A 17,263-nucleotide genomic window follows, 5' to 3' on the forward strand; every position below is an offset into this window, starting at 1 on the left:
GATCGTCGAATGGTGGAAACGGTCGTCTCGGGCCCGGCGCGCACCCCGCCCGGGAAGGCCCCGACGCCCGGCGGCGTTGTCCCCGGCGGACGCGCACCCGCCGTCCGACGTGGGGCTGCACGGCGCTGTCGGGGCGTACGGCTACGCTCGCTGCGGCACGCCGCGCGTGGAGATCGAGACGGTGAGCGGCACCACACCGCCGAGACCGGGGAGTACGACCAGTTGACCGCACAGCCTGAGACCCTCTACGGGGCAGACGACCTCACCCACCTGGAGGGCCTGGACGCCGTCCGCAAGCGTCCCGGCATGTACATCGGCTCCACCGACAGTCGTGGCGTGGGTCACCTCGTCAACGAGATCCTCGACAACTCCACCGACGAGGGTGTCGCCGGTCACGCCACCACTGTCGAGGTGATCCTGCACGCCGACGGCTCGGTACAGGTCGACGACGACGGCCGGGGCATCCCCACCGACGTGCACGCCAAGTCCGGCATCTCCGGGGTCGAGCTGGTGCTCACCCGGCTGCACGCCGGCGGCAAGTTCGGCGGCTCCGGCTACAAGACCTCCGGCGGCCTGCACGGCGTGGGCGCCTCCGCCGTCAACGCGCTGTCCCGCCGGTTCGACGTGACCGTCCGGCGCGGCGGCAAGGTGCACGCGATGTCGTTCCGGCACGGCGTGCCCGGCGTCTTCGCCGGCGACGGCCCGGACGCCCCGTTCACCCCCGGGCCCGGCCTGCAGGTCGTCGGGGCGATGAAACGGGGCCAGCGCACCGGCACCTCGATCCGCTACTGGCACGACGCCCGCTACTTCGAGACGGGCGCGCGGCTCGACGTCGAGGCCGTCCGGATGAAGCTGCGCAACACCGCCTTCCTGGTCCCCGGGGTCGACTACCGGCTGCGCGACGAGACCGCCGAGGAGCCGGCCGAGGAGCGCTTCCACTACCCCAACGGGCTCACCGACATGGTCGAGTTCCTGGCGCCGGCAGGCGACCGGCCGGTCTCCGGCACCCTGCTGGTCACCGGCGAGGGGACGTACCGGGAGAACGCCGCCGACGCCAACGGCGTGATGCAGTCCAACGTGCAGCGCCGGGCCGAGGTCGAGGTCGCGTTCCGCTGGGGCACCGGCTACGAGCGCACCGTCGAGTGCTTCACCAACACCATCCGCAACGCCCACGGCGGCACCCACCGCCGGGGCTTCGAGCGGGCGCTGACCCGGACCCTCGCCGACGCCGTCCGCAACACCCGGGGCCTGCTCAAGCCCAAGGAGGACCCGCCCACCCTGGACGACGTCCTGGAGGGGATGACGGCGGTGGTGCACGTGCGCATCCCCGAACCGCAGTTCACCTCGCAGACCAAGGACGAACTCTCCACCGCAGGCATCACCAAGGTGCTCCAGACCCTGGTCGAGCAGCACGTCAAGGCCTGGCTGGAGGACCGGCGCAGCAAGGCCGAGGCGCGCACGGTGCTCCAGAAGATCGTCGACGCGGCCCGGGTCCGGCTGACCCAGAAGCAGCAGAAGGACGCGGCCCGGCGCAAGACCGCCCTGGAGGGCGCGTCGATGCCCGCCAAACTGGTCGACTGCCGTGCCGCAGGAATCGATAGAAGTGAATTATTCATCGTGGAGGGGGACAGCGCCCTCGGCACAGGGCGACTTGCCCGTTCTGCTGAGTATCAGGCGCTTCTGCCGATCCGCGGCAAGATCCTCAACGTGCAGAAGGCCAACCTCCAGCAGGTGCTCGACAACGCCGAGTGCGCCGCGATCGTGCAGGTGCTCGGGGCCGGCTCGGGACGTACCTTCGACCTGTCCGCGCTGCGCTACGGCCGGGTGCTGATCATGGCGGACGCCGACGTGGACGGCGCGCACATCCGGACCCTGCTGATCACCCTCTTCGCGCGCTACATGCGACCGCTGATCGAGGCCGGCCGGCTCTACGCCGCGATGCCGCCCCTGCACAAGATCACCACGAAGGGGCGCAGCCCGCAGACCACCTACACCTACACCCAGGCCGAGATGGAGGCGACGGTCCGCAGGCTGGAGAAGGCCGGCAAACAGATCGTCACCCCGATCCCGCGCTTCAAGGGCCTCGGTGAGATGGACGCCGACGAGTTGTGGGAGACCACGATGAACCCGGCCACCCGGGCCGTCCGCCGGATCACCCTCGACGACGTCGACGCCGCCGAGCGCATCCTCGAACTGCTGATGGGCGAGAAGGTCGAGCCGCGCCGCAACTGGCTGATCGACTCCTCCGACCGGGTCGACCGCGACGCGATCGACGCATGAGCACCGTGGCCGCCGTATCCCCGGAAGAGAGCTGAACGATGGCACGCCGTAAGGACGACCGCGCCAAGGTGGACCTGTCCGCCTTCGACCAGGCCGGCGCGCGGGTCTTCGACAACCCGCTGGTCACCGAGGTGTCCGACTCCTACCTGGAGTACGCCTTCTCGGTCATCCACTCCCGCGCCCTACCCGACGCCCGGGACGGCCTCAAGCCGGTGCACCGCCGCATCCTGTGGTCGATGCACGAGCAGGGCCACCGCCCCGACCGGGGGCACGTGAAGTCCGCCCGGATCGTCGGGGACGTTATGGGCAAGTACCATCCGCACGGCGACACGGCGATCTACGACGCGATGGTCCGGCTCGCCCAGGACTTCTCGCTCAACGCGCCACTCATCGACGGGCATGGAAATTTTGGTAGCCCGGACGACGGACCGGCAGCGGCGCGCTACACCGAGGCCCGGCTCTCCCGGGAGGCGATGCTGCTCGTCGGTGAGTTGGGCGAGGACACCGTCGACGTCGAGCCCAACTACGACGGCTCGCTGACCCAGCCGACAGTGCTGCCGGCGGCCTTCCCCAACCTGCTGGTCAACGGGGCGTCCGGGATCGCGGTCGGGATGGCGACCAACATGATCCCGCACCACCTCGGCGAGGTGGTCTCCGCCGCCCGCTGGCTGATCAACCACCCGGACGCCGACCTCGACAAGCTGATGGAGTTCGTCCCCGGCCCCGACCTGCCCACCGGTGGGCTGCTCCTCGGGCTCGACGAGGTGCGCCGGGCGTACGAGACGGGGCGCGGTGTGGTGCGGATGCGTGGCCGGGTGGAGATCGGCCCGCTGGAGGGCAGCCGGGGCCGACAGGCGATCACCGTGGTCGAGTTGCCGTACGGCGTCGGCGCGGAGAAGGTCATCGCGGCGATCACCAACGAGGTGACCAAGACCAAGCGGCTCACCGGCATCGCCGACGTCAAGGACCTCACCGACCGGGAGAGCGGCACCCGGCTGGTCGTCGAGTGCAAGGTCGGGGTCAACCCGCAGGCGTTGCTGGCCGACCTCTACCGGCTGACCCCGCTGGAGCAGTCCTTCGGCATCAACAACCTGGTGCTGGTCGACGGGCAGCCGCGCACCCTCGGGCTGAAGGCGCTGCTGGAGGTGTTCCTGGCCCACCGCTACGAGGTGGTGACCCGGCGCAGCGCGTACCGGCGGCGCAAGCGGGAGGAACGGCTGCACCTGGTCGACGGCCTGCTGATCGCCCTGCTCGACATCGACCGGGTGGTCAAGCTGATCCGGGCCAGCGAGGACGCCCAGGCCGCGAAGGACGGCCTGATGCAGAAGTTCAGGCTCTCCGAGATCCAGGCCACCTACATCCTGGACACCCCGCTGCGCCGGTTGACGAAGTACGACCGGATCGAGCTGGAGGCCGAGCAGGAGAAGCTGCGCGGGGAGATCGCCGCGCTGTCGAAGATCCTCGACGACCCGAAGGTGCTCCGAAAGGTCGTCTCCGACGAGTTGGCCGCCGTGGTGAAGCAGTTCTCCGGGTCGCGGCGGACCACCCTGGTCGACGGGGACCTCAAGGAGGTGCTGGCCGCGTCGGTGCCGGCCGGGCCGCTGGAGGTGGCCGACGACCCGTGCCAGGTGATCCTCTCGGCGACCGGGCTGGTCGCCCGGACGGCGGCCGAGTCGGAGGAGGCGTCCGAGGGGCGTCGGCGCAACGGCCGGGTCAAGCACGACACGGTACGCGCGGTCGTGCACACCACGGCCCGGGGCCGGGTGCTCCTGGTCACCAGCGCCGGCCGGGCCTTCAAGGTCGACGTGTTGCCGCTGCCGGTGCTGCCCGAGCAGGCCGGCACGGTGTCGCTGCGGGGCGGGATGGCCGCCGCCGAGCTGGTCCCGCTGGCGGCGGGGGAGACGGTGATCGGGCTGGCCCCGCTCGGCCCGACCGCGCAGGGCTCCCCCGGCCTGGCGGTGGGCACCCGGCAGGGCGTGGTGAAGGTGTGCACGCCGGAGTGGCCGGTGCGGTCCGACGAGTTCGAGGTGATCTCGCTGCGGTCGGGTGACGAGGTGGTGGGGGCCACCTGGCTCGACGACGGCAGCGAGACGTTGGCCTTCGTGACCAGTGAGGCGTCCCTGCTGCGGTTCGCGGCGTCCCTGGTCCGCCCGCAGGGGCTCAAGGGTGGCGGGATGGCCGGGATCGGGCTGCCGGCGGGTGCCCGGGTGGTGTTCTTCGGCGCGGTCCGCACCGACGACGCCGTGCACGGGGAGCCGATGGTGGTCACCTCGACGGGGGCGACGGTCAAGGTGACGCCGTTCGCGTCGTACCCGGCGAAGGGCAGGGCGACCGGCGGGGTGCGGGCGCAGCGGTTCCTCAAGGGTGAGACGGACCTGGTGGTGGCCTGGATCGGCGCGCGGCCGGTGGGCGCGACGGCGACGGGTGACCCGGTGGAGCTGCCGCCTGCCGATCCACGCCGGGACGGGTCCGGTTTCGCGGTCATGCTCGGCCCGACCGTCGTCGGGCACCTCATCGAACGCGACTGAGGCCGCCCCGGCCGCCCCGTCGGCGTCAGGCGACGTCGACGGGGCGGAACTGGACGCTGACCCGGGGGCCGACCGGGCGGCTGGTCTTGGGCACGGCATGCTCCCAGGTGCGCTGGCAGGACCCGCCCATCACCACCAGGTCACCGTGGCCGAGCGGGAAACGCAGGGTGTCGCCGCCGCCCCGGGGGCGCAGCAGCAGCGGGCGGGGCGCGCCGAACGACACGATCGCCACCATCGTGTCGGTGTGCGCGGAACGGCCGAGGGTGTCGCCGTGCCAGGCGACGCTGTCCCGACCGTCGCGGTAGAGGCACATCCCGGCGGTGACGAACGGCTCGCCCAGTTCGGCGGCGTAGTGCCGGCTCAGTGCCGTGCGGGCGGCGGTGAGCAGCGGGTGCGGCAGCGGGCGGTCGGGGCCGTACCAGCAGAGCAGGCGGGGGACGTCGACCTGCGTGTCGTACATGGTGCGGCGTTCGGCCCGCCAGGGGACGCCGGTGCGCAGGGTGTCGAGGACGGCGTCGGAGCCGTGCACCCAGCCGGGCAGGTGGTCGACCCAGGCACCCCGGGTGAGCAGCCGGCGGCGCAGCCCGGCCAGCGGGGTCAGCGTCGGGCCGGCGTCGGTGAGGTCGAGCATCGACGGTTGGTAGGCGGCCTGCGGCATACCCGGCACCCTATCAGGGTTTTAGTACACCCGTACGATAGGTGATCCGGGTGAGGACGGCCCCGGCCACCCGCCGCCGGCCGCGCCCGTCGACGGTGGCCCAGGCGCGGGCGGCGAGGGCCGCCCGCCGCCGGGGGGAGGCCAGCAGGGTGCGCAGGGTGCGGGCCGCGTCCGCCCGTGCGGCCCGGCCCGCCAACCCCGGCGCGGCCAGCTCCGGCAGCTCGCCGAGGCCGGCGGCGAGCCCGTGCGCCACCACCCGCCGGTACGCGTCGCGCTGGTTGTCCACCACGCAGACCAGGGCGGCGGGCGCACCGAGACAGCACAGTTCCCAGGTGGAGGTGCCGGCGGCGCTGACCACCAGGTCGGCCGCGCCGATCAGCGCGGGCAGGGCGTCGGTCGGCGCGACGAGGTGCAGCGACTGCCCCCGCCCGGTGCCGATCTGTGACAGTTCGGCCTCGATCCCGGGGCGGGCGACGACCACGGTCACCGCCATCGGGTGCCCGGTGCCGAGCAACACCCGGGTCAGCACCGGGGCCGCGCCGACCGCGTCGGTGCCGCCGAAGAACGCGAGCACCCGGGGGCGGGGCGTCGGGGTGGCCGGGGGCGGGGCGGCCGGGCGGGCGGCGGTCACCGCGTCGCGCAGCAGCGCGTACCGGACCCCGGCCAGCAGCCGCCCGTCGCCGGGTGCGGTGGGATCACCGTCGGGGGTGTCCGCGCCGAAGTTCTGGTCCAGGTAGAGGTCGGCGTCCTGGCCCCGGGTGTCGCCGTCGACGATGGCCAGGGTGACCACGCCGGCCGCCCGCAGCGCCCCGGCCCCGGTCGGGTCCAGGTCGTACGAGTCGAGCACGAACGCGTCGAGGGCGTGCGTACGGGCCGCCTCGACCAGCCCGGCGGGGGTGTCCGGACCGGGGTGGACCGGGATGTCGCACGCGGCCAGGTGGGCGGCGGCCCAGCCGACCCGGTGCACCGTGCCGAACAGTTCGACCCGGGCGCCCCGGGCGAGGAACTCCCCGCCGAGGGCCAGGCAGCGCACCAGGTGCCCGACGCCGGTGTCCGGGCCGGCGTCGCAGCGCAGCCCGATCCGTGGCGGGTTCAGGACTCCTCCAGCCGCTTCTGGCGTACCGAGGAGTTGAGGGTACGCAGGTCGGGCCGCCCGCCGAGCCAGTCGGCGAGTTTCGCCAGCGGCACGCTGACGTCGCCGAAGTGGTCGACGACGGCGCTGACCAGCGCCCAGTCCCGGTCGGTGTCGAGGGTGAGCCGCAGCGTCGACCGGTCCGGGGTGAGGGTCACCCCGAGCACCCGGAACAGCTCCGGATGGGCGTACGCGTACGAGGTGACGTGCACCCGGTGGTGGTCGGTGGCGAGCCGGTCCAGGGTACGCAGCGCGTCCGCCCGGATGATCTCCACGTCCAGCCCCCGGGGCAGGGTACGGGCGATCGAGGTGCTGGCGTAGTCGAGCCCGGGGACGGCCCGGTAGACAGTCGCCACCAGGGTGACGATCTCCGGGTCGAGCAGTGGGCAGTCGGCGGTGAACCGCATCACGGCGTCGCCGGGATGGGCGTCGAGCGCGCCGACGAAGCGGCTCAGCACGTCGTCCACCGGCCCCCGGTGCACGGGCACGTCGAGTCGTGCGCACTCGGCGACCACCGCGTCGTCGACGGGGTCGACGCTGGTGGCGACCACCAGGTCGGCGAGGACCGCGCTGTCCCGGGCGGCCCGGACCACCCGGCCGAGCACGCTGCGTCCGGCCAGCGGGCGCAGCACCTTGCCGGGCAGCCGCGACGAACCCATCCGGGCCTGTACGATCCCGACGATCCGCAGGTCGCAGCCGGGCGTCCCGGCCGCGTCCCGGCGGGGGACCGCCGCGCTGCCGGGCCGGCCCGTCGGCGGGGTGGCCGGGGCGGTCACTGCTGCTCCTCCGGCGGCTTCGGGCCGAGCGCCTCGCGGGCCCGCCGCTTGGCCGCCCGCGCGCCCCGCTTGGCCAACCGGGCCGGGGTGATGGCGAGCCGACCCACCCGGTAGCTGAGCGAGCCGCTGAGCAGGTTGATCGTGGCGTCGGCCCGGCGCAGCGCCCGTTCCCGCGAGGTGAGCAGTTCCTCGGTCCACTTCAGCAGGGCGGCCAGTCGGGTCAGCTCCTCCCGCTGGCGTACCCAGGCTTCGCGCAGCTGCTGGTAGCTGCGTGGCCCGGCGGGCGGGTCGGTGGGGGTGACCGCCCGCAGTTCGGTGGCGAGCGTCCCCCGCCCGGCGGCGTCCAGGCCGCGCAGGGCGGCGGCGACCGCCGCCTCGGTCTCCACGGCCGCGTCCACGGTGGCCCGGTCCAGGTCGTGCCCGGCGACCCCGCCGAGGACCACGGTCAACCCGGCGACGTCCAGGGTGGACGGCCACGGGTGCGCGTAGCCGCCGGTGAGCAGGGTGACCGCGAACCGCCACAGCCCCCGGGCGAGGGTCACCTCCACGGGCAGCGGTTCGCTGGCCCGCCAGCTCGGGTCGAGCACCGCGAAGGCGTCCCCGTCGACGACCACGTTGTCCGGTTCGGCGAGCGCGACCGCCCCGGTGAGCCGCCCGTCCGGGTCGGCCCGCTCGGCGAGCCATCCCGCGTAGCCGCGCAGCAGCAGGCGCAGGGCGTCCAGGTCGCGGCGCAGGCAGCCGTCGAGCAGCATGGTGCGCAGCAGCCGGCCCGGCGGCACCGGGCCGGTGAGCGCGGCCGGGTCCCGGTGGGCGGCCTCCCGGCTGGCGAAGGGCGCCGGCCGGGTCCGGTCGGCCCTGCCGCCGGTGACCGCCCAGTGCCAGCCGTCCGGCCGGTCGGACACCTCGACCACCCCCACGCCGGGCGGGCCGGTCTGCACCAGCACCACCGGCAGCGCCGGACCGGTCGACGTGCCGTGGCCGGGGCGGCGGGCCAGCGTCAGCCAGCCGGGGGCCAGCGCCGCGCCGAGCCCGGCGTGCAGCGCGTCGACCGCCAGCCGGGCCGGGTCCTGGAGCACCGGGCCGCCGGTGAACCCGCCGGCGCAGGCACCGTGCAGCACCGCGTCGAGCAGCCCCGAGGTGGGCCGCTGCTCCAGCGCGTCGGCGGCGACCAGGGCCGTCGCGGCACCCGTACCGGGGTACGCGGCGTAGCCGGCGTCGGCGGTCAACCCCACCTCGGCGAGCCGGGCGCGTAGCTGCTCCCGGTTGGCCGGGCGGCCGGCGTCGAGCACCCCGCCGATGCTCCACGCCGCGTCGCCCCGGTCGGCGTACCAGGGGGTGGGGGCGACCAGCCGGGACACCCCCAGCGGGTTGTCCAGCCGCAGCAGCAGCGTGCCGCCGGGGCGCAGGGCGGCGGCCAGCCGGGCCAGCACCCCCGGCCAACCCAGCCGGACGCCCTCGACCGACTCGACGGCGTCCAGCCCGGCCCCGGCCAGCACCACGTCGAACGTGTCGGCCGGGTCGAGCCCGGTCGGGCCGCCGACGAGCACCCGGGCGGACCGGTCGGCCAGTGCCACCGCGTCCGGGTGGCTGCGTAGCAGGCAGGTCACCTCGGCGTGGGCGAGGCGGTCGAGCAGCGCCGGGTCGTGCGGCCCGGCCAGCAGCACCCGCGCCCCGGCCGGTACGACCCGGGCGGCCAGCGCGCCCAGCGGCCCACCGTCGGCCAGCCGCTGCTCCGGCAGGTCGGACCAGGCCAGCATCTCCCCGCCGGGCAGGACGACGGGGGCGGTGGTTCCAGTGGTCAACTCGTTCCTCCTGCGGGATGCGCCCAGCCGAGCAGTTCACGCAGCTCGGCCGGGGTGCAGCGGTGGTCGGTGCCCAGCTCGGCGCGGGCGATCCCGACGGCGGCCGGCAGGTCCACCGACTCGCCGTGCAGCTCCGGCCACTGCCGGCGGATGCGGGCGGTGCCGCCGAAGGTGGCGTCCTCCCTGGCCAGGATCATCGGGTCGCCGTAGACGGCCGGTTCGCATCCGGCGGCGATGCCGTAGAAGATGGCGCTGGTCAGCCGGTTGGACGCCACCCGGGCGTGCCGGCGCAGCTCGGTGAGCTGCTTGTCGAGGAACAGCGGGTCGGTGTCGCGCCACCAGTGGCCCCGGTAGCCGTGGCAGATCACCCGGAAGCCGGCGTTCTCGTAGAGCCGGCGGACCCGGTGCATGCCGTACTCGTGCCAGTAGAGACAGACGGTGACCGGGCCGGGTTCGGTGTCCCTGATCCGGGCGATCAGCTCCCGGTGGTCGCCCTTGACGTGCTGGCCCTCCCAGCCGTGGAACGGGTACCAGATGGTGCCCTCCCGGGCGGCCGGCGGCGGGTCGTCGCGGCGCAGGTCGAGCAGGTACGCGAAGGGCGCGCCGACGACCACCACGTTGCGCCGCCCCACCGACCAGGCCCGTCGCCGGGTCTGCTCCGACCAGAGCAGGCTGGGGGTGCGCTCGGCGTACGGGTGGCCGGGGGCGAGGCCGTCGCCGATGTTCCAGCCGTGCTGGACGTACCCGTTGATCCGGGGCGGGTGGCCGTCGCCCAGCCCGCAGTAGCGGGCCAGCACGTGCGCGTGGCCGTAGAAGTGGTTCGCGTGGTGCATCGGTTCCCCCGGTCAGGCGGCGGTGGGCGCGGTGACGCCGCGCAGCGCCGCGCCGAGCGCGTCGATCACCCGGTCCTGGTCGGTGTCGGTGAGACCCGGGTACAGCGGCAGGGAGAGCTGCTGGGCGTAGAACGCCTCGGCCACCGGGCAGGACCCGCGCCGGTAGCCCAGGTCGGCGAAGGCCGGGTGCCAGTGCACCGGCAGGTAGTTGACCTGCACACCGATGCCGGCGGCGCGCATCCGGTCGTACACCTCGCGGCGGCGGCCGTCGAGGATCCGGACCGGGTAGAGGTGCCAGGCGGGGGCGGCCCACGACCGGCGGGTCGGGGTGAGCACCCCGGGCAGGTCGGCCAGCGCCTCGTCGTAGCGGGCCACCAGCCGGGCGCGGGCGGCCAGGAAGTCGCCGAGCCGGCGCAGCTGGCTGCGGCCCAGCGCGCAGAGCACGTCGGGCAGCCGGTAGTTCAACCCGAAGGAGTGCACCTCCTGGTGCCAGCCGCCCTCGTCCGGCGCGCGCAGCTCGTCGCGTTCCCGGACCAGCCCGATGTTGCGGAACCGGCGGGCCCGCCCGAGCAGCTGCGGGTCGGCGGTGGCGACCGCGCCGCCCTCGGCGGTGGTGAGGTTCTTGGTGGGGAAGAACGAGAAGGTGGTCAGGTCGGCCAGCGACCCGACCGGCCGGCCCCGGTAGGTGGCCCCGATGGAGTGCGCCGCGTCGGCCAGCAGCAGCGCCTCGGAGCCGGCCAGGGCGGTGCGCAGGGCGTCGTAGTCGGCCGGGTGGCCGGCGTAGTCGACTGCCGCGACGACCTTCGTCCTGGCGGTGGTCGCGGCGGCGGCCGCCGCCGGGTCCAGGGTGAACGTCTCCTCCTCGACGTCGGCGAAGACGATCCGCGCGCCGAGGGCGACCGCGCTGCTGGCCGTCGCCACGAACGTCATCGGCGGCACCACCACCTCGTCGCCGGGTCCCACCCCGGCCGCCGCGTAGGCGACGTGCAGGGCGGCGGTGCCGTTGGCGACCGCCGCGCAGCCGGCCCCGCCGGTCCAGCCCGCGAGGTCGGCCTCGAACGCGTCGACCTGCGGGCCGGTGGTGAGCCAGTCGCTGCGCAGGGTGGCGACCACGGCGGCGACGTCGTCGTCGGTCACCGACTGCCGGCCGTACGGGAGCATCGCCGTCATGCGGCGATGCCGAGCATGTCGCGCAGCTGGGGGACGCTCAACCACTCGTCGTTGCCGTCGGACTGGTAGGCGAAGCCGTCCGGCACCGGCTCGCAGTCGACGGGCGGCCGGTAGCCCCAGGTGGCGATCGTCGGCTGGACGATGAACCGGTCCTTCGCGCGCAGCGTCCGGCGGCTGTCGTCGGGGGCGATCATCTCCTCGTGCAGCTTCTCGCCGGGCCGGATGCCGATCTCGTGGGTGGTGGCGTCCGGGGCGACGGCCTCGACCAGGTCGAGGACGCGCATGCTGGGGATGCGGGGCACGAACAGCTCACCGCCCTGCATCTGGTCGAAGCTGTCCAGCACGAACTGCACGGCCTGGTCCAGGGTGATCCAGAACCTGGTCATCCGCTTGTCGGTGATCGGCAGGCTCCTGCCCTCGGCGGCGAGCCGGCGGAACAGCGGCACCACCGAGCCCCGGCTGCCGACCACGTTGCCGTAGCGGACCACGGCGAACCGGGTGGGGTGCTGGGCGGCGTAGTGGTTGGCCGAGACGAAGAGTTTGTCGCCGACGAGCTTGGTCGCGCCGTACAGGTTGATCGGGCTGGACGCCTTGTCGGTGGAGAGCGCGATCACCTTCCGGACGCCGGCCTCGATGGCCGCGTCGACCACGTGCTGCGAGCCGGTGATGTTGGTGGCGATGAACTCCGACGGGTTGTACTCGGCGGTGTCCACCTGCTTGAGGGCGGCGGCGTGCACCACGTGGTCGACGCCGTGCATGGCCCGGGTGAGCCGGTGCCGGTCCCGGATGTCCCCGATGAACCAGCGCAGCCGGGGGTCGTCGCCGAGTTGCTGGCGCAGCTCGTACTGCTTGAGTTCGTCGCGGGAGAACACCACCACCCGGGCCGGGTCGGCCACGTCGAGGACGTACCGGAGGAACGTCTTCCCGAAGGACCCCGTCCCGCCGGTGACCAGAATGGAGGACCCATTCAACTCACTCAATTTGGTGCTCCCCAGCTCGTGGTTGCGCCGCAGGCTCCGGGCCAGGCGACCGGACGGACGCTAGCCAGGCCGGGTTAACGCACCGACGCCCCCGGGTTAACCGCCCACGCTGGTCGGGTGAATGCCGGCCCCCCGGCGGGCGAACACTTGCCGACCCCGCCGCTGCCGGCTGACCAGCGGGTACGTCGCTGACTACAGTGGCCCGGCGCGGTCGGCGGGTACCCGCCGCAGGCGCATCCGGCACCCACGGCCGGGCACCGCCCCCACCGGCCCGGCCTGCGGGCCGGGACCGTCGCGCGTCCCGGGCGGGCCGACGGGGGTGCCCCGACGAGGCAGGAGGCGACGCATGGTGGCCGTCACCGAGGTGAGACACCGGGTCGCCGACCCGGCCGGGCAGCCGGCCGGCCGACGCCGTCGACTGGTGCCGGTGCTGCTGGTGGTGGGCTGGCTGCTGGGCGTCGGCTGGCGGATGTGGTTGTCCCGGCACGTGCCGCTGCCCATCGCCCACACCGACGAGGACAGCTACCTGCACACCGCCCGCGCGCTGGCCGGCGGGCCGGGCGGCTTCAGCAGCGAGAACGGGCCGTTGCGCCGGGTCGGCTACCCGCTGCTGATCTCCCCGGCGTTCCTCGGGGAGCGGGACTTCGCCGACAGCTACCGACTGGTGCAGTTGGTCAACGCGGCGGTCAACGCGACGGTGCTGCCGCTTTCGTACCTGCTGCTGCGCCGGCTGGTGCCGGTACGCCCGGCGGTCGCCCTGGCCGCCGCCGCGGTCGCGGCCACCCTGCCGGCGACGGTGTTCTACGCCGGGGTGGCGATGATCGACGCGGTGCTCGCGCCGCTGGTGCTGGCCTGGCTGCTGGCCGTGCACCACTGGGTGCGCCGGCCCGGCCCGCTGGCCGCCGCCGGGGCCGGCGCCCTGGTCGGGGCGTTCCACCTGCTGCACTCCCGGGGCCTGGTGATCGTGGGCGTGCACGCCGGACTGGTGCTGCTGCTGTTCCTGCGGCGACGGGTCAGCCCGGCGCAGGTGCTCGCCGCAGTGCTGCCGGTGCTGGCGCTGGCGCTGCTCAACGAGGTGGTCATCCGGTTGCTCGGCGACCGGGTCTACCTGCTGGGCGACCCGCCAGGCGGCGGCACCGTCCGGGCGGTCGCCTCCGGGCCGGGGCTGCTGCGGGTCGGCGCGGCGGTCGCCACCCAGCTCTGGTACCTGGTGGTCATCACCTTCGGGCTGGCCGGCGTCGCCTGGGCCGGGGCCGTCCGCCTCCTGCTCCGCCCCACCCCCGCCGCGACGCCGGGGCACGCCCCCGCCGCGCCCCCGCCGCCCGCCGCTGGCCCGGCGGATGAGGTCGGGGCGACCCGGTGGACGGTCGGGGTGGCGCTGGTGACCAGCGTGGGGGTGGCGGCCGGCGCGTCGGTGATCCTGGCCGGCATCACCGGCAAGCCGCTGGACGCCATCTACGGCCGGTACGTGCAGATGCTCGCCCCGTTCTGGCTGCTGCTCGGGGTGGGGACGCTGGTGACCGCGACGCCCCGGCAGCGGTGGCGGCGGGCGGCGGTCGCGGTGGGCCTGCTGCTGGCCGGCGCGACCCTGATCGCCGCCCGGCTGGCCTGGGTCGCCAGCCGGGGACACGAGCTGCGCTACGGCGGGTTCGGTGCGCCGGACCTGATGGCGCTCACCGGTGGCTGGCGGGAGTTCCGGCCGTTCACCGGGGCGGCCGTCGGGGTGGCCGGCTGCCTGCTGCTGGTCGCCGCCCTGCGGCTGCCCCGGTGGCGGGTGCCGGTGCTCGCCGCGTTGGTGGCGGTGAACCTCGGCACCATGCAGGTGATCACCGCCCGGCTGGTCCGGCCGGTGGTCGCGGCGACCGCGCCCACCCCCCGGGTGGTCGACCTGGGGGTACGCCCCGGCGACCGGGTCTGGGCGTCGCTCGGCGTGCAGTGGGTGCTCCGGTTCAACCTCAGTCACCAGGTCACCTGGGCGGACGTGCGGTGGTTCGGGGACGACCCGCCGGCCGACGCCGACGTGGTGTTCGTCCGGTGGGCGCCCGGCGGGCCGGACGACTGGGACGGCACCCGGTACGGCTTCGTCCGCCTCGGCGGCAACCCGCAGCAGCACTGGGCCGCCTGGCGGCGTGTCTGATCCCGTCGCCGCGCCGTGGCGGGAACCGCCCCGCCGGGCGTCGGCCGTGCAATTCGGTTAACGACGGGTGGCGGGCCGGTTAATGGTCGCCGGACAATCGGGGAAATCAGCGGCGACGACGGTTGCCCCGGCTCAGGGAAATGGGGACGACGGTGATTTCCCGGCCGTCGTGCGTCTCGCGTCGACCGGTGCCCTCGACGAACCGGAACCGTCGGTTCATCTGCCGTACGACCGTGTTGTCCGCCAGCACCTCGCCGTCGAGCCGGTCCAGCGTGAGCACGTCGAAGGCGTGGTCCACCGCCGCCCGCATCACGCCCAGCCAGGCGGGCAGCGTCGCCCCCCGCTCGGCCAGCCCGTCGGCGTCCAGGTAGAAACCCCAGGAAGCGGTGCGTTGCGGCCCGTCCGGGCGCAGGTCGAAAAAGGTCACCACGCCGGCCGGCCGGTCGTCGTGCAGATAGATCAACACCTGGCGGGTCGGGTCGGTGCGCACCCGCGACCACCACGCCGCGTGCTCGGCGGCGGTGATCTCGTGACTGGTCTTGCTGACCTGCCGGTTGGTTTCCTGATTACGCCAGGACAACATCAGGTTAACGTCGTCCGTAGTGGCCTCGCGCAACACCCGTACCCCTTTGTGTTCATCCGGTGGACCCCTGCGGACCCTACCCGGGTAAAGGGGCCGGGTAATTGTCGGGCTGTACACTCCGGCGCATGAAAGAATTGAGTCGCGCGCAGATTCGCGACCTCATGACGCAGGTGGTGCGTAACCAGGGCCGGGTGCTGCCCGACGACGACTCCACCGACCTGCGGGAGATCGGCTTCCGGTCGCTGGACTTCTCGGAGCTGGCCCTACGGGTCGAGGACGCCACCGGCGAGGAGCTGAACTTCGACGCCCCCGGCCTGCGCCGCATCGCCACCGTCGGCGACGTCCTCGACTTCCTCGCCGAACTCCAGCGGCAGTGACCGTCGCGACCTCGCCGGCCGGGCTGGACAACCGGGTCGTCGTCGCCGGGGTGGCCCGGAGCTGGCGGGACCTGCCCGCCCCGGCGCTGCCGTCCCCCGGCGTGGTCCTCGCCGCCGGGGCCGCCGACGCGCTGGCCGTCGCCCGGCGGCACGCCGTCGACGGCACCGAACTGCTGCTCGCCGCCCCCACCCGGGTCGACGCGACGATGCGGGACGAGCTGCGCGCCGCCGGGTTCGCCGTCACCGTGCTCACCGCAGGCGTGCCGCGGACCGTGCCGCCGGCCGTCCCCCGGGCACCCGAGGCGGGTCGGCTCTGGCTGCTCACCTCCGGGTCGACGGGGCGGCCCAAGCGGGTCGGGCACACCCTCGACTCGTTGACCACCGTACGGTCGGCGCAGCCGGAACGGACCTGGCTCTGCCCGTACGTCCCCGGCAGCTACGCCTGGTGGCAGCTGGTCACCCTGTCGCTGACCCAGCCCGGTCAGCACCTCGTGGTGGTCGACCCGGACGAGTTGGACGACTGGCCGGCGACCGCCGCCGCGCACGGCGTCGACGCCGTATCCGGCACCCCGACCTTCTGGCGGCGCACCCTGCACCGCGATCCGCAGGCGTTGGCCCGGGTGCCGCTGCGCCAGCTCACCCTCGGCGGCGAACCGGTCGACCAGGCCGTCCTGGACCGGCTCCGGGCGCTCTTCCCGACCGCCCGGATCTCCTGGATCTACGCCTCCTCCGAGGTCGGCGCGTCGATCGTGGTGCACGACGGGCGGGCCGGGTTCCCGGTCGGCTGGCTCGACCGGGTGACCCCGGGCCGACCCACCCTCTCCCTGCGTGACGACGAACTGGTGATCACCTCACCGCACCACGGTGCCGGCCTCGACGGGCCGGTCCGCACCGGTGACCGGGCGCAGGTGGTCGACGACCGGGTGGTGATCACCGGTCGGCTGGACTCCGACGAGATCAACGTCGGCGGCAGCAAGGTCTCCGCCGGGCTGGTCCGCGCCGTGCTCACCGCCCACCCCGGGGTCGCCTGGGCCCGGGTCATCGGTCGTCGCGCGCCGGTGCTCGGCCGGATGGTGGTCGCCGAGGTCGTCCCCACCGCCGCGCCGGGCGACACCGGGCAGCCGGACGGGCCGTCCCCGCCCGACGAGAGTGCGCTGGTGCGCTGGTGCGCCGACCGGCTCCCCGAGTACGCGGTGCCCCGGCGCATCCGCCTGCTGACCGAGATCCCCGTCAAGGAGACCCTGAAGAGCGATGTCTGACTCCCCGCCCGTTCCCGCCAGCACCGTGGTCCTCGTCTCCGGCGGGTCCCGGGGGCTGGGCCTGGCCATCGTCACCGACCTGCTCGACGCCGGCCTCACCGTGGCCGCGTTCGCCCGTACCGTCACCCCCGAGCTGGAGAAGCTGGCCGACGGGCACCCCGACCGGGTGCACGTCGGCGCGGTGGACGTCACCGACCTCGCGGCGGCCCAGCGGTTCCTCCGGGAGGTCGAGGCACGGTTCGGCCCGGTCGACGGCCTGGTCAACAACGCCGCCGTCGGGCAGGACTCGATGCACACCCACACCGCCACCGCCGACATCGCCCGGATCGTCGAGACCAACCTGACCGCGCCGTTGCAGCTCACCCGCCTGGTGGCCCGGCGGATGCTCGGCCAGGGCCGGCGCGGGCGGATCGTCAACGTCACCTCGGTCTGCGCCCAGCGCGGCTTCCCCGGCCTGGTCGCGTACTCGGCAACCAAGGGCGGGATGGAGGCGGCGACCCGCTCGCTGGCCCGCGAGCTGGGCGGACGGATGCTTGTCAACGCCGTCGCGCCGGGCTTCTTCGCCTCGGAGATGTCCGCCGTGCTGGGCAGCACCCAGCTCGACCAGATCGTCCGTCGCACCCCCACCGGCCAGTTGACCGAACCGGCCGAGGTGGTCCCGGTGGTGCGGATGTTGCTGTGCGCGCACACCAACATCAACGGCCAGGTGATCGTGGTCGACGGTGCCGCCTCGATCTGACCTCGGGGC

At 74.2% G+C, this 17,263-nt stretch carries 14 protein-coding genes; 6 read left to right on the forward strand and 8 right to left on the reverse strand.

The window, feature by feature from the left end:
* The first annotated feature begins 222 nt into the window (after window positions 1-222).
* Together Q2K16_RS30465 and Q2K16_RS30470 are read left to right on the forward strand one after the other, a co-directional pair.
* Complete coding sequence (locus Q2K16_RS30465) at window positions 223-2,280, forward strand: DNA gyrase/topoisomerase IV subunit B (RefSeq protein WP_302741885.1); 2,058 nt, start codon at window positions 223-225, stop codon at window positions 2,278-2,280.
* A gap of 38 nt (window positions 2,281-2,318) precedes the next feature.
* Window positions 2,319-4,808, forward strand: coding sequence for a DNA gyrase/topoisomerase IV subunit A (locus Q2K16_RS30470; protein ID WP_302741886.1), 2,490 nt, complete (start codon window positions 2,319-2,321; stop codon window positions 4,806-4,808).
* Between the two features lie 25 nt (window positions 4,809-4,833).
* Here the strand turns inward: Q2K16_RS30470 and Q2K16_RS30475 are convergent, their stop codons facing one another.
* From Q2K16_RS30475 to pseB, 7 genes are all read right to left on the reverse strand, one after another.
* Window positions 4,834-5,466 (reverse strand): alpha-ketoglutarate-dependent dioxygenase AlkB, encoded by a 633-nt coding sequence (locus tag Q2K16_RS30475; RefSeq protein ID WP_302741888.1) that lies wholly within the window; start codon window positions 5,464-5,466, stop codon window positions 4,834-4,836.
* A 13-nt stretch (window positions 5,467-5,479) separates the two neighbouring features.
* A complete protein-coding gene (locus Q2K16_RS30480; protein WP_302746668.1) occupies window positions 5,480-6,562 on the reverse strand; it encodes a PseG/SpsG family protein in 1,083 nt (360 codons plus the stop codon).
* A complete protein-coding gene (locus Q2K16_RS30485) occupies window positions 6,559-7,287 on the reverse strand; it encodes a cytidylyltransferase domain-containing protein (protein ID WP_302746669.1) in 729 nt (242 codons plus the stop codon). The genes Q2K16_RS30480 and Q2K16_RS30485 overlap by 4 nt, the downstream gene beginning before the upstream one ends.
* 83 nt (window positions 7,288-7,370) lie before the next feature.
* The gene (locus Q2K16_RS30490) at window positions 7,371-9,176 is read right to left on the reverse strand and encodes a class I SAM-dependent methyltransferase (protein WP_489671831.1); all 1,806 of its coding nucleotides are present in this window, start codon (window positions 9,174-9,176) and stop codon (window positions 7,371-7,373) included.
* Window positions 9,173-10,009, reverse strand: coding sequence for a hypothetical protein (locus tag Q2K16_RS30495; protein ID WP_302741890.1), 837 nt, complete (start codon window positions 10,007-10,009; stop codon window positions 9,173-9,175). Before Q2K16_RS30495 ends, Q2K16_RS30490 begins: the two co-directional genes overlap by 4 nt.
* Window positions 10,010-10,021: 12 nt before the next feature.
* Window positions 10,022-11,179, reverse strand: a complete 1,158-nt coding sequence (locus tag Q2K16_RS30500) for a DegT/DnrJ/EryC1/StrS family aminotransferase (protein WP_302741891.1) — start codon at window positions 11,177-11,179, stop codon at window positions 10,022-10,024.
* The gene (pseB, locus tag Q2K16_RS30505; RefSeq protein WP_302741893.1) at window positions 11,176-12,159 is read right to left on the reverse strand and encodes a UDP-N-acetylglucosamine 4,6-dehydratase (inverting); all 984 of its coding nucleotides are present in this window, start codon (window positions 12,157-12,159) and stop codon (window positions 11,176-11,178) included. Before pseB ends, Q2K16_RS30500 begins: the two co-directional genes overlap by 4 nt.
* Window positions 12,160-12,505: 346 nt before the next feature.
* On the opposite strand from pseB, the gene Q2K16_RS30510 reads away from it, so the two are divergent.
* Window positions 12,506-14,296: a hypothetical protein gene (locus Q2K16_RS30510; RefSeq protein WP_302741894.1), complete on the forward strand. Its 1,791-nt coding sequence runs from the start codon at window positions 12,506-12,508 to the stop codon at window positions 14,294-14,296.
* 106 nt (window positions 14,297-14,402) lie between these two features.
* Here the strand turns inward: Q2K16_RS30510 and Q2K16_RS30515 are convergent, their stop codons facing one another.
* On the reverse strand, window positions 14,403-14,915 hold the full coding sequence (locus Q2K16_RS30515) for a GNAT family N-acetyltransferase (protein ID WP_302741895.1): 513 nt from the start codon (window positions 14,913-14,915) through the stop codon (window positions 14,403-14,405).
* Between the two features lie 89 nt (window positions 14,916-15,004).
* Here Q2K16_RS30515 and Q2K16_RS30520 point away from each other — a divergent pair, with 89 nt between their 5' ends.
* Genes Q2K16_RS30520 through Q2K16_RS30530 form a run of 3 tightly spaced genes read left to right on the forward strand, consistent with a single transcriptional unit; the run spans window position 15,005 to window position 17,254 of the window.
* On the forward strand, window positions 15,005-15,256 hold the full coding sequence (locus Q2K16_RS30520; protein ID WP_302741897.1) for an acyl carrier protein: 252 nt from the start codon (window positions 15,005-15,007) through the stop codon (window positions 15,254-15,256).
* Window positions 15,253-16,515 (forward strand): AMP-binding protein, encoded by a 1,263-nt coding sequence (locus tag Q2K16_RS30525; protein WP_302741899.1) that lies wholly within the window; start codon window positions 15,253-15,255, stop codon window positions 16,513-16,515. The genes Q2K16_RS30520 and Q2K16_RS30525 overlap by 4 nt, the downstream gene beginning before the upstream one ends.
* The gene (locus Q2K16_RS30530) at window positions 16,508-17,254 is read left to right on the forward strand and encodes an SDR family NAD(P)-dependent oxidoreductase (RefSeq protein WP_302741900.1); all 747 of its coding nucleotides are present in this window, start codon (window positions 16,508-16,510) and stop codon (window positions 17,252-17,254) included. Before Q2K16_RS30525 ends, Q2K16_RS30530 begins: the two co-directional genes overlap by 8 nt.
* The last annotated feature ends 9 nt before the right edge of the window (window positions 17,255-17,263 follow it).

Origin of the sequence: Micromonospora cynarisoli (genome assembly GCF_030518815.1) — a bacterium.
GTDB lineage: Bacteria > Actinomycetota > Actinomycetes > Mycobacteriales > Micromonosporaceae > Micromonospora > Micromonospora wenchangensis.

Excerpts from the sequence above, each read along its gene's own strand:
- Q2K16_RS30470 (WP_302741886.1), top strand. The coding sequence starts at position 2,319 with ATGGCACGCCGTAAGGACGACCGCGCCAAGGTGGACCTGTCCGCCTTC.
- Q2K16_RS30475 (WP_302741888.1), bottom strand. The coding sequence starts at position 5,466 with ATGCCGCAGGCCGCCTACCAACCGTCGATGCTCGACCTCACCGACGCC.
- Q2K16_RS30495 (WP_302741890.1), bottom strand. The coding sequence starts at position 10,009 with ATGCACCACGCGAACCACTTCTACGGCCACGCGCACGTGCTGGCCCGC.
- Q2K16_RS30500 (WP_302741891.1), bottom strand. The coding sequence starts at position 11,179 with ATGACGGCGATGCTCCCGTACGGCCGGCAGTCGGTGACCGACGACGAC.
- Q2K16_RS30510 (WP_302741894.1), top strand. The coding sequence starts at position 12,506 with ATGGTGGCCGTCACCGAGGTGAGACACCGGGTCGCCGACCCGGCCGGG.
- Q2K16_RS30520 (WP_302741897.1), top strand. The coding sequence starts at position 15,005 with ATGAAAGAATTGAGTCGCGCGCAGATTCGCGACCTCATGACGCAGGTG.
- Q2K16_RS30530 (WP_302741900.1), top strand. The coding sequence starts at position 16,508 with ATGTCTGACTCCCCGCCCGTTCCCGCCAGCACCGTGGTCCTCGTCTCC.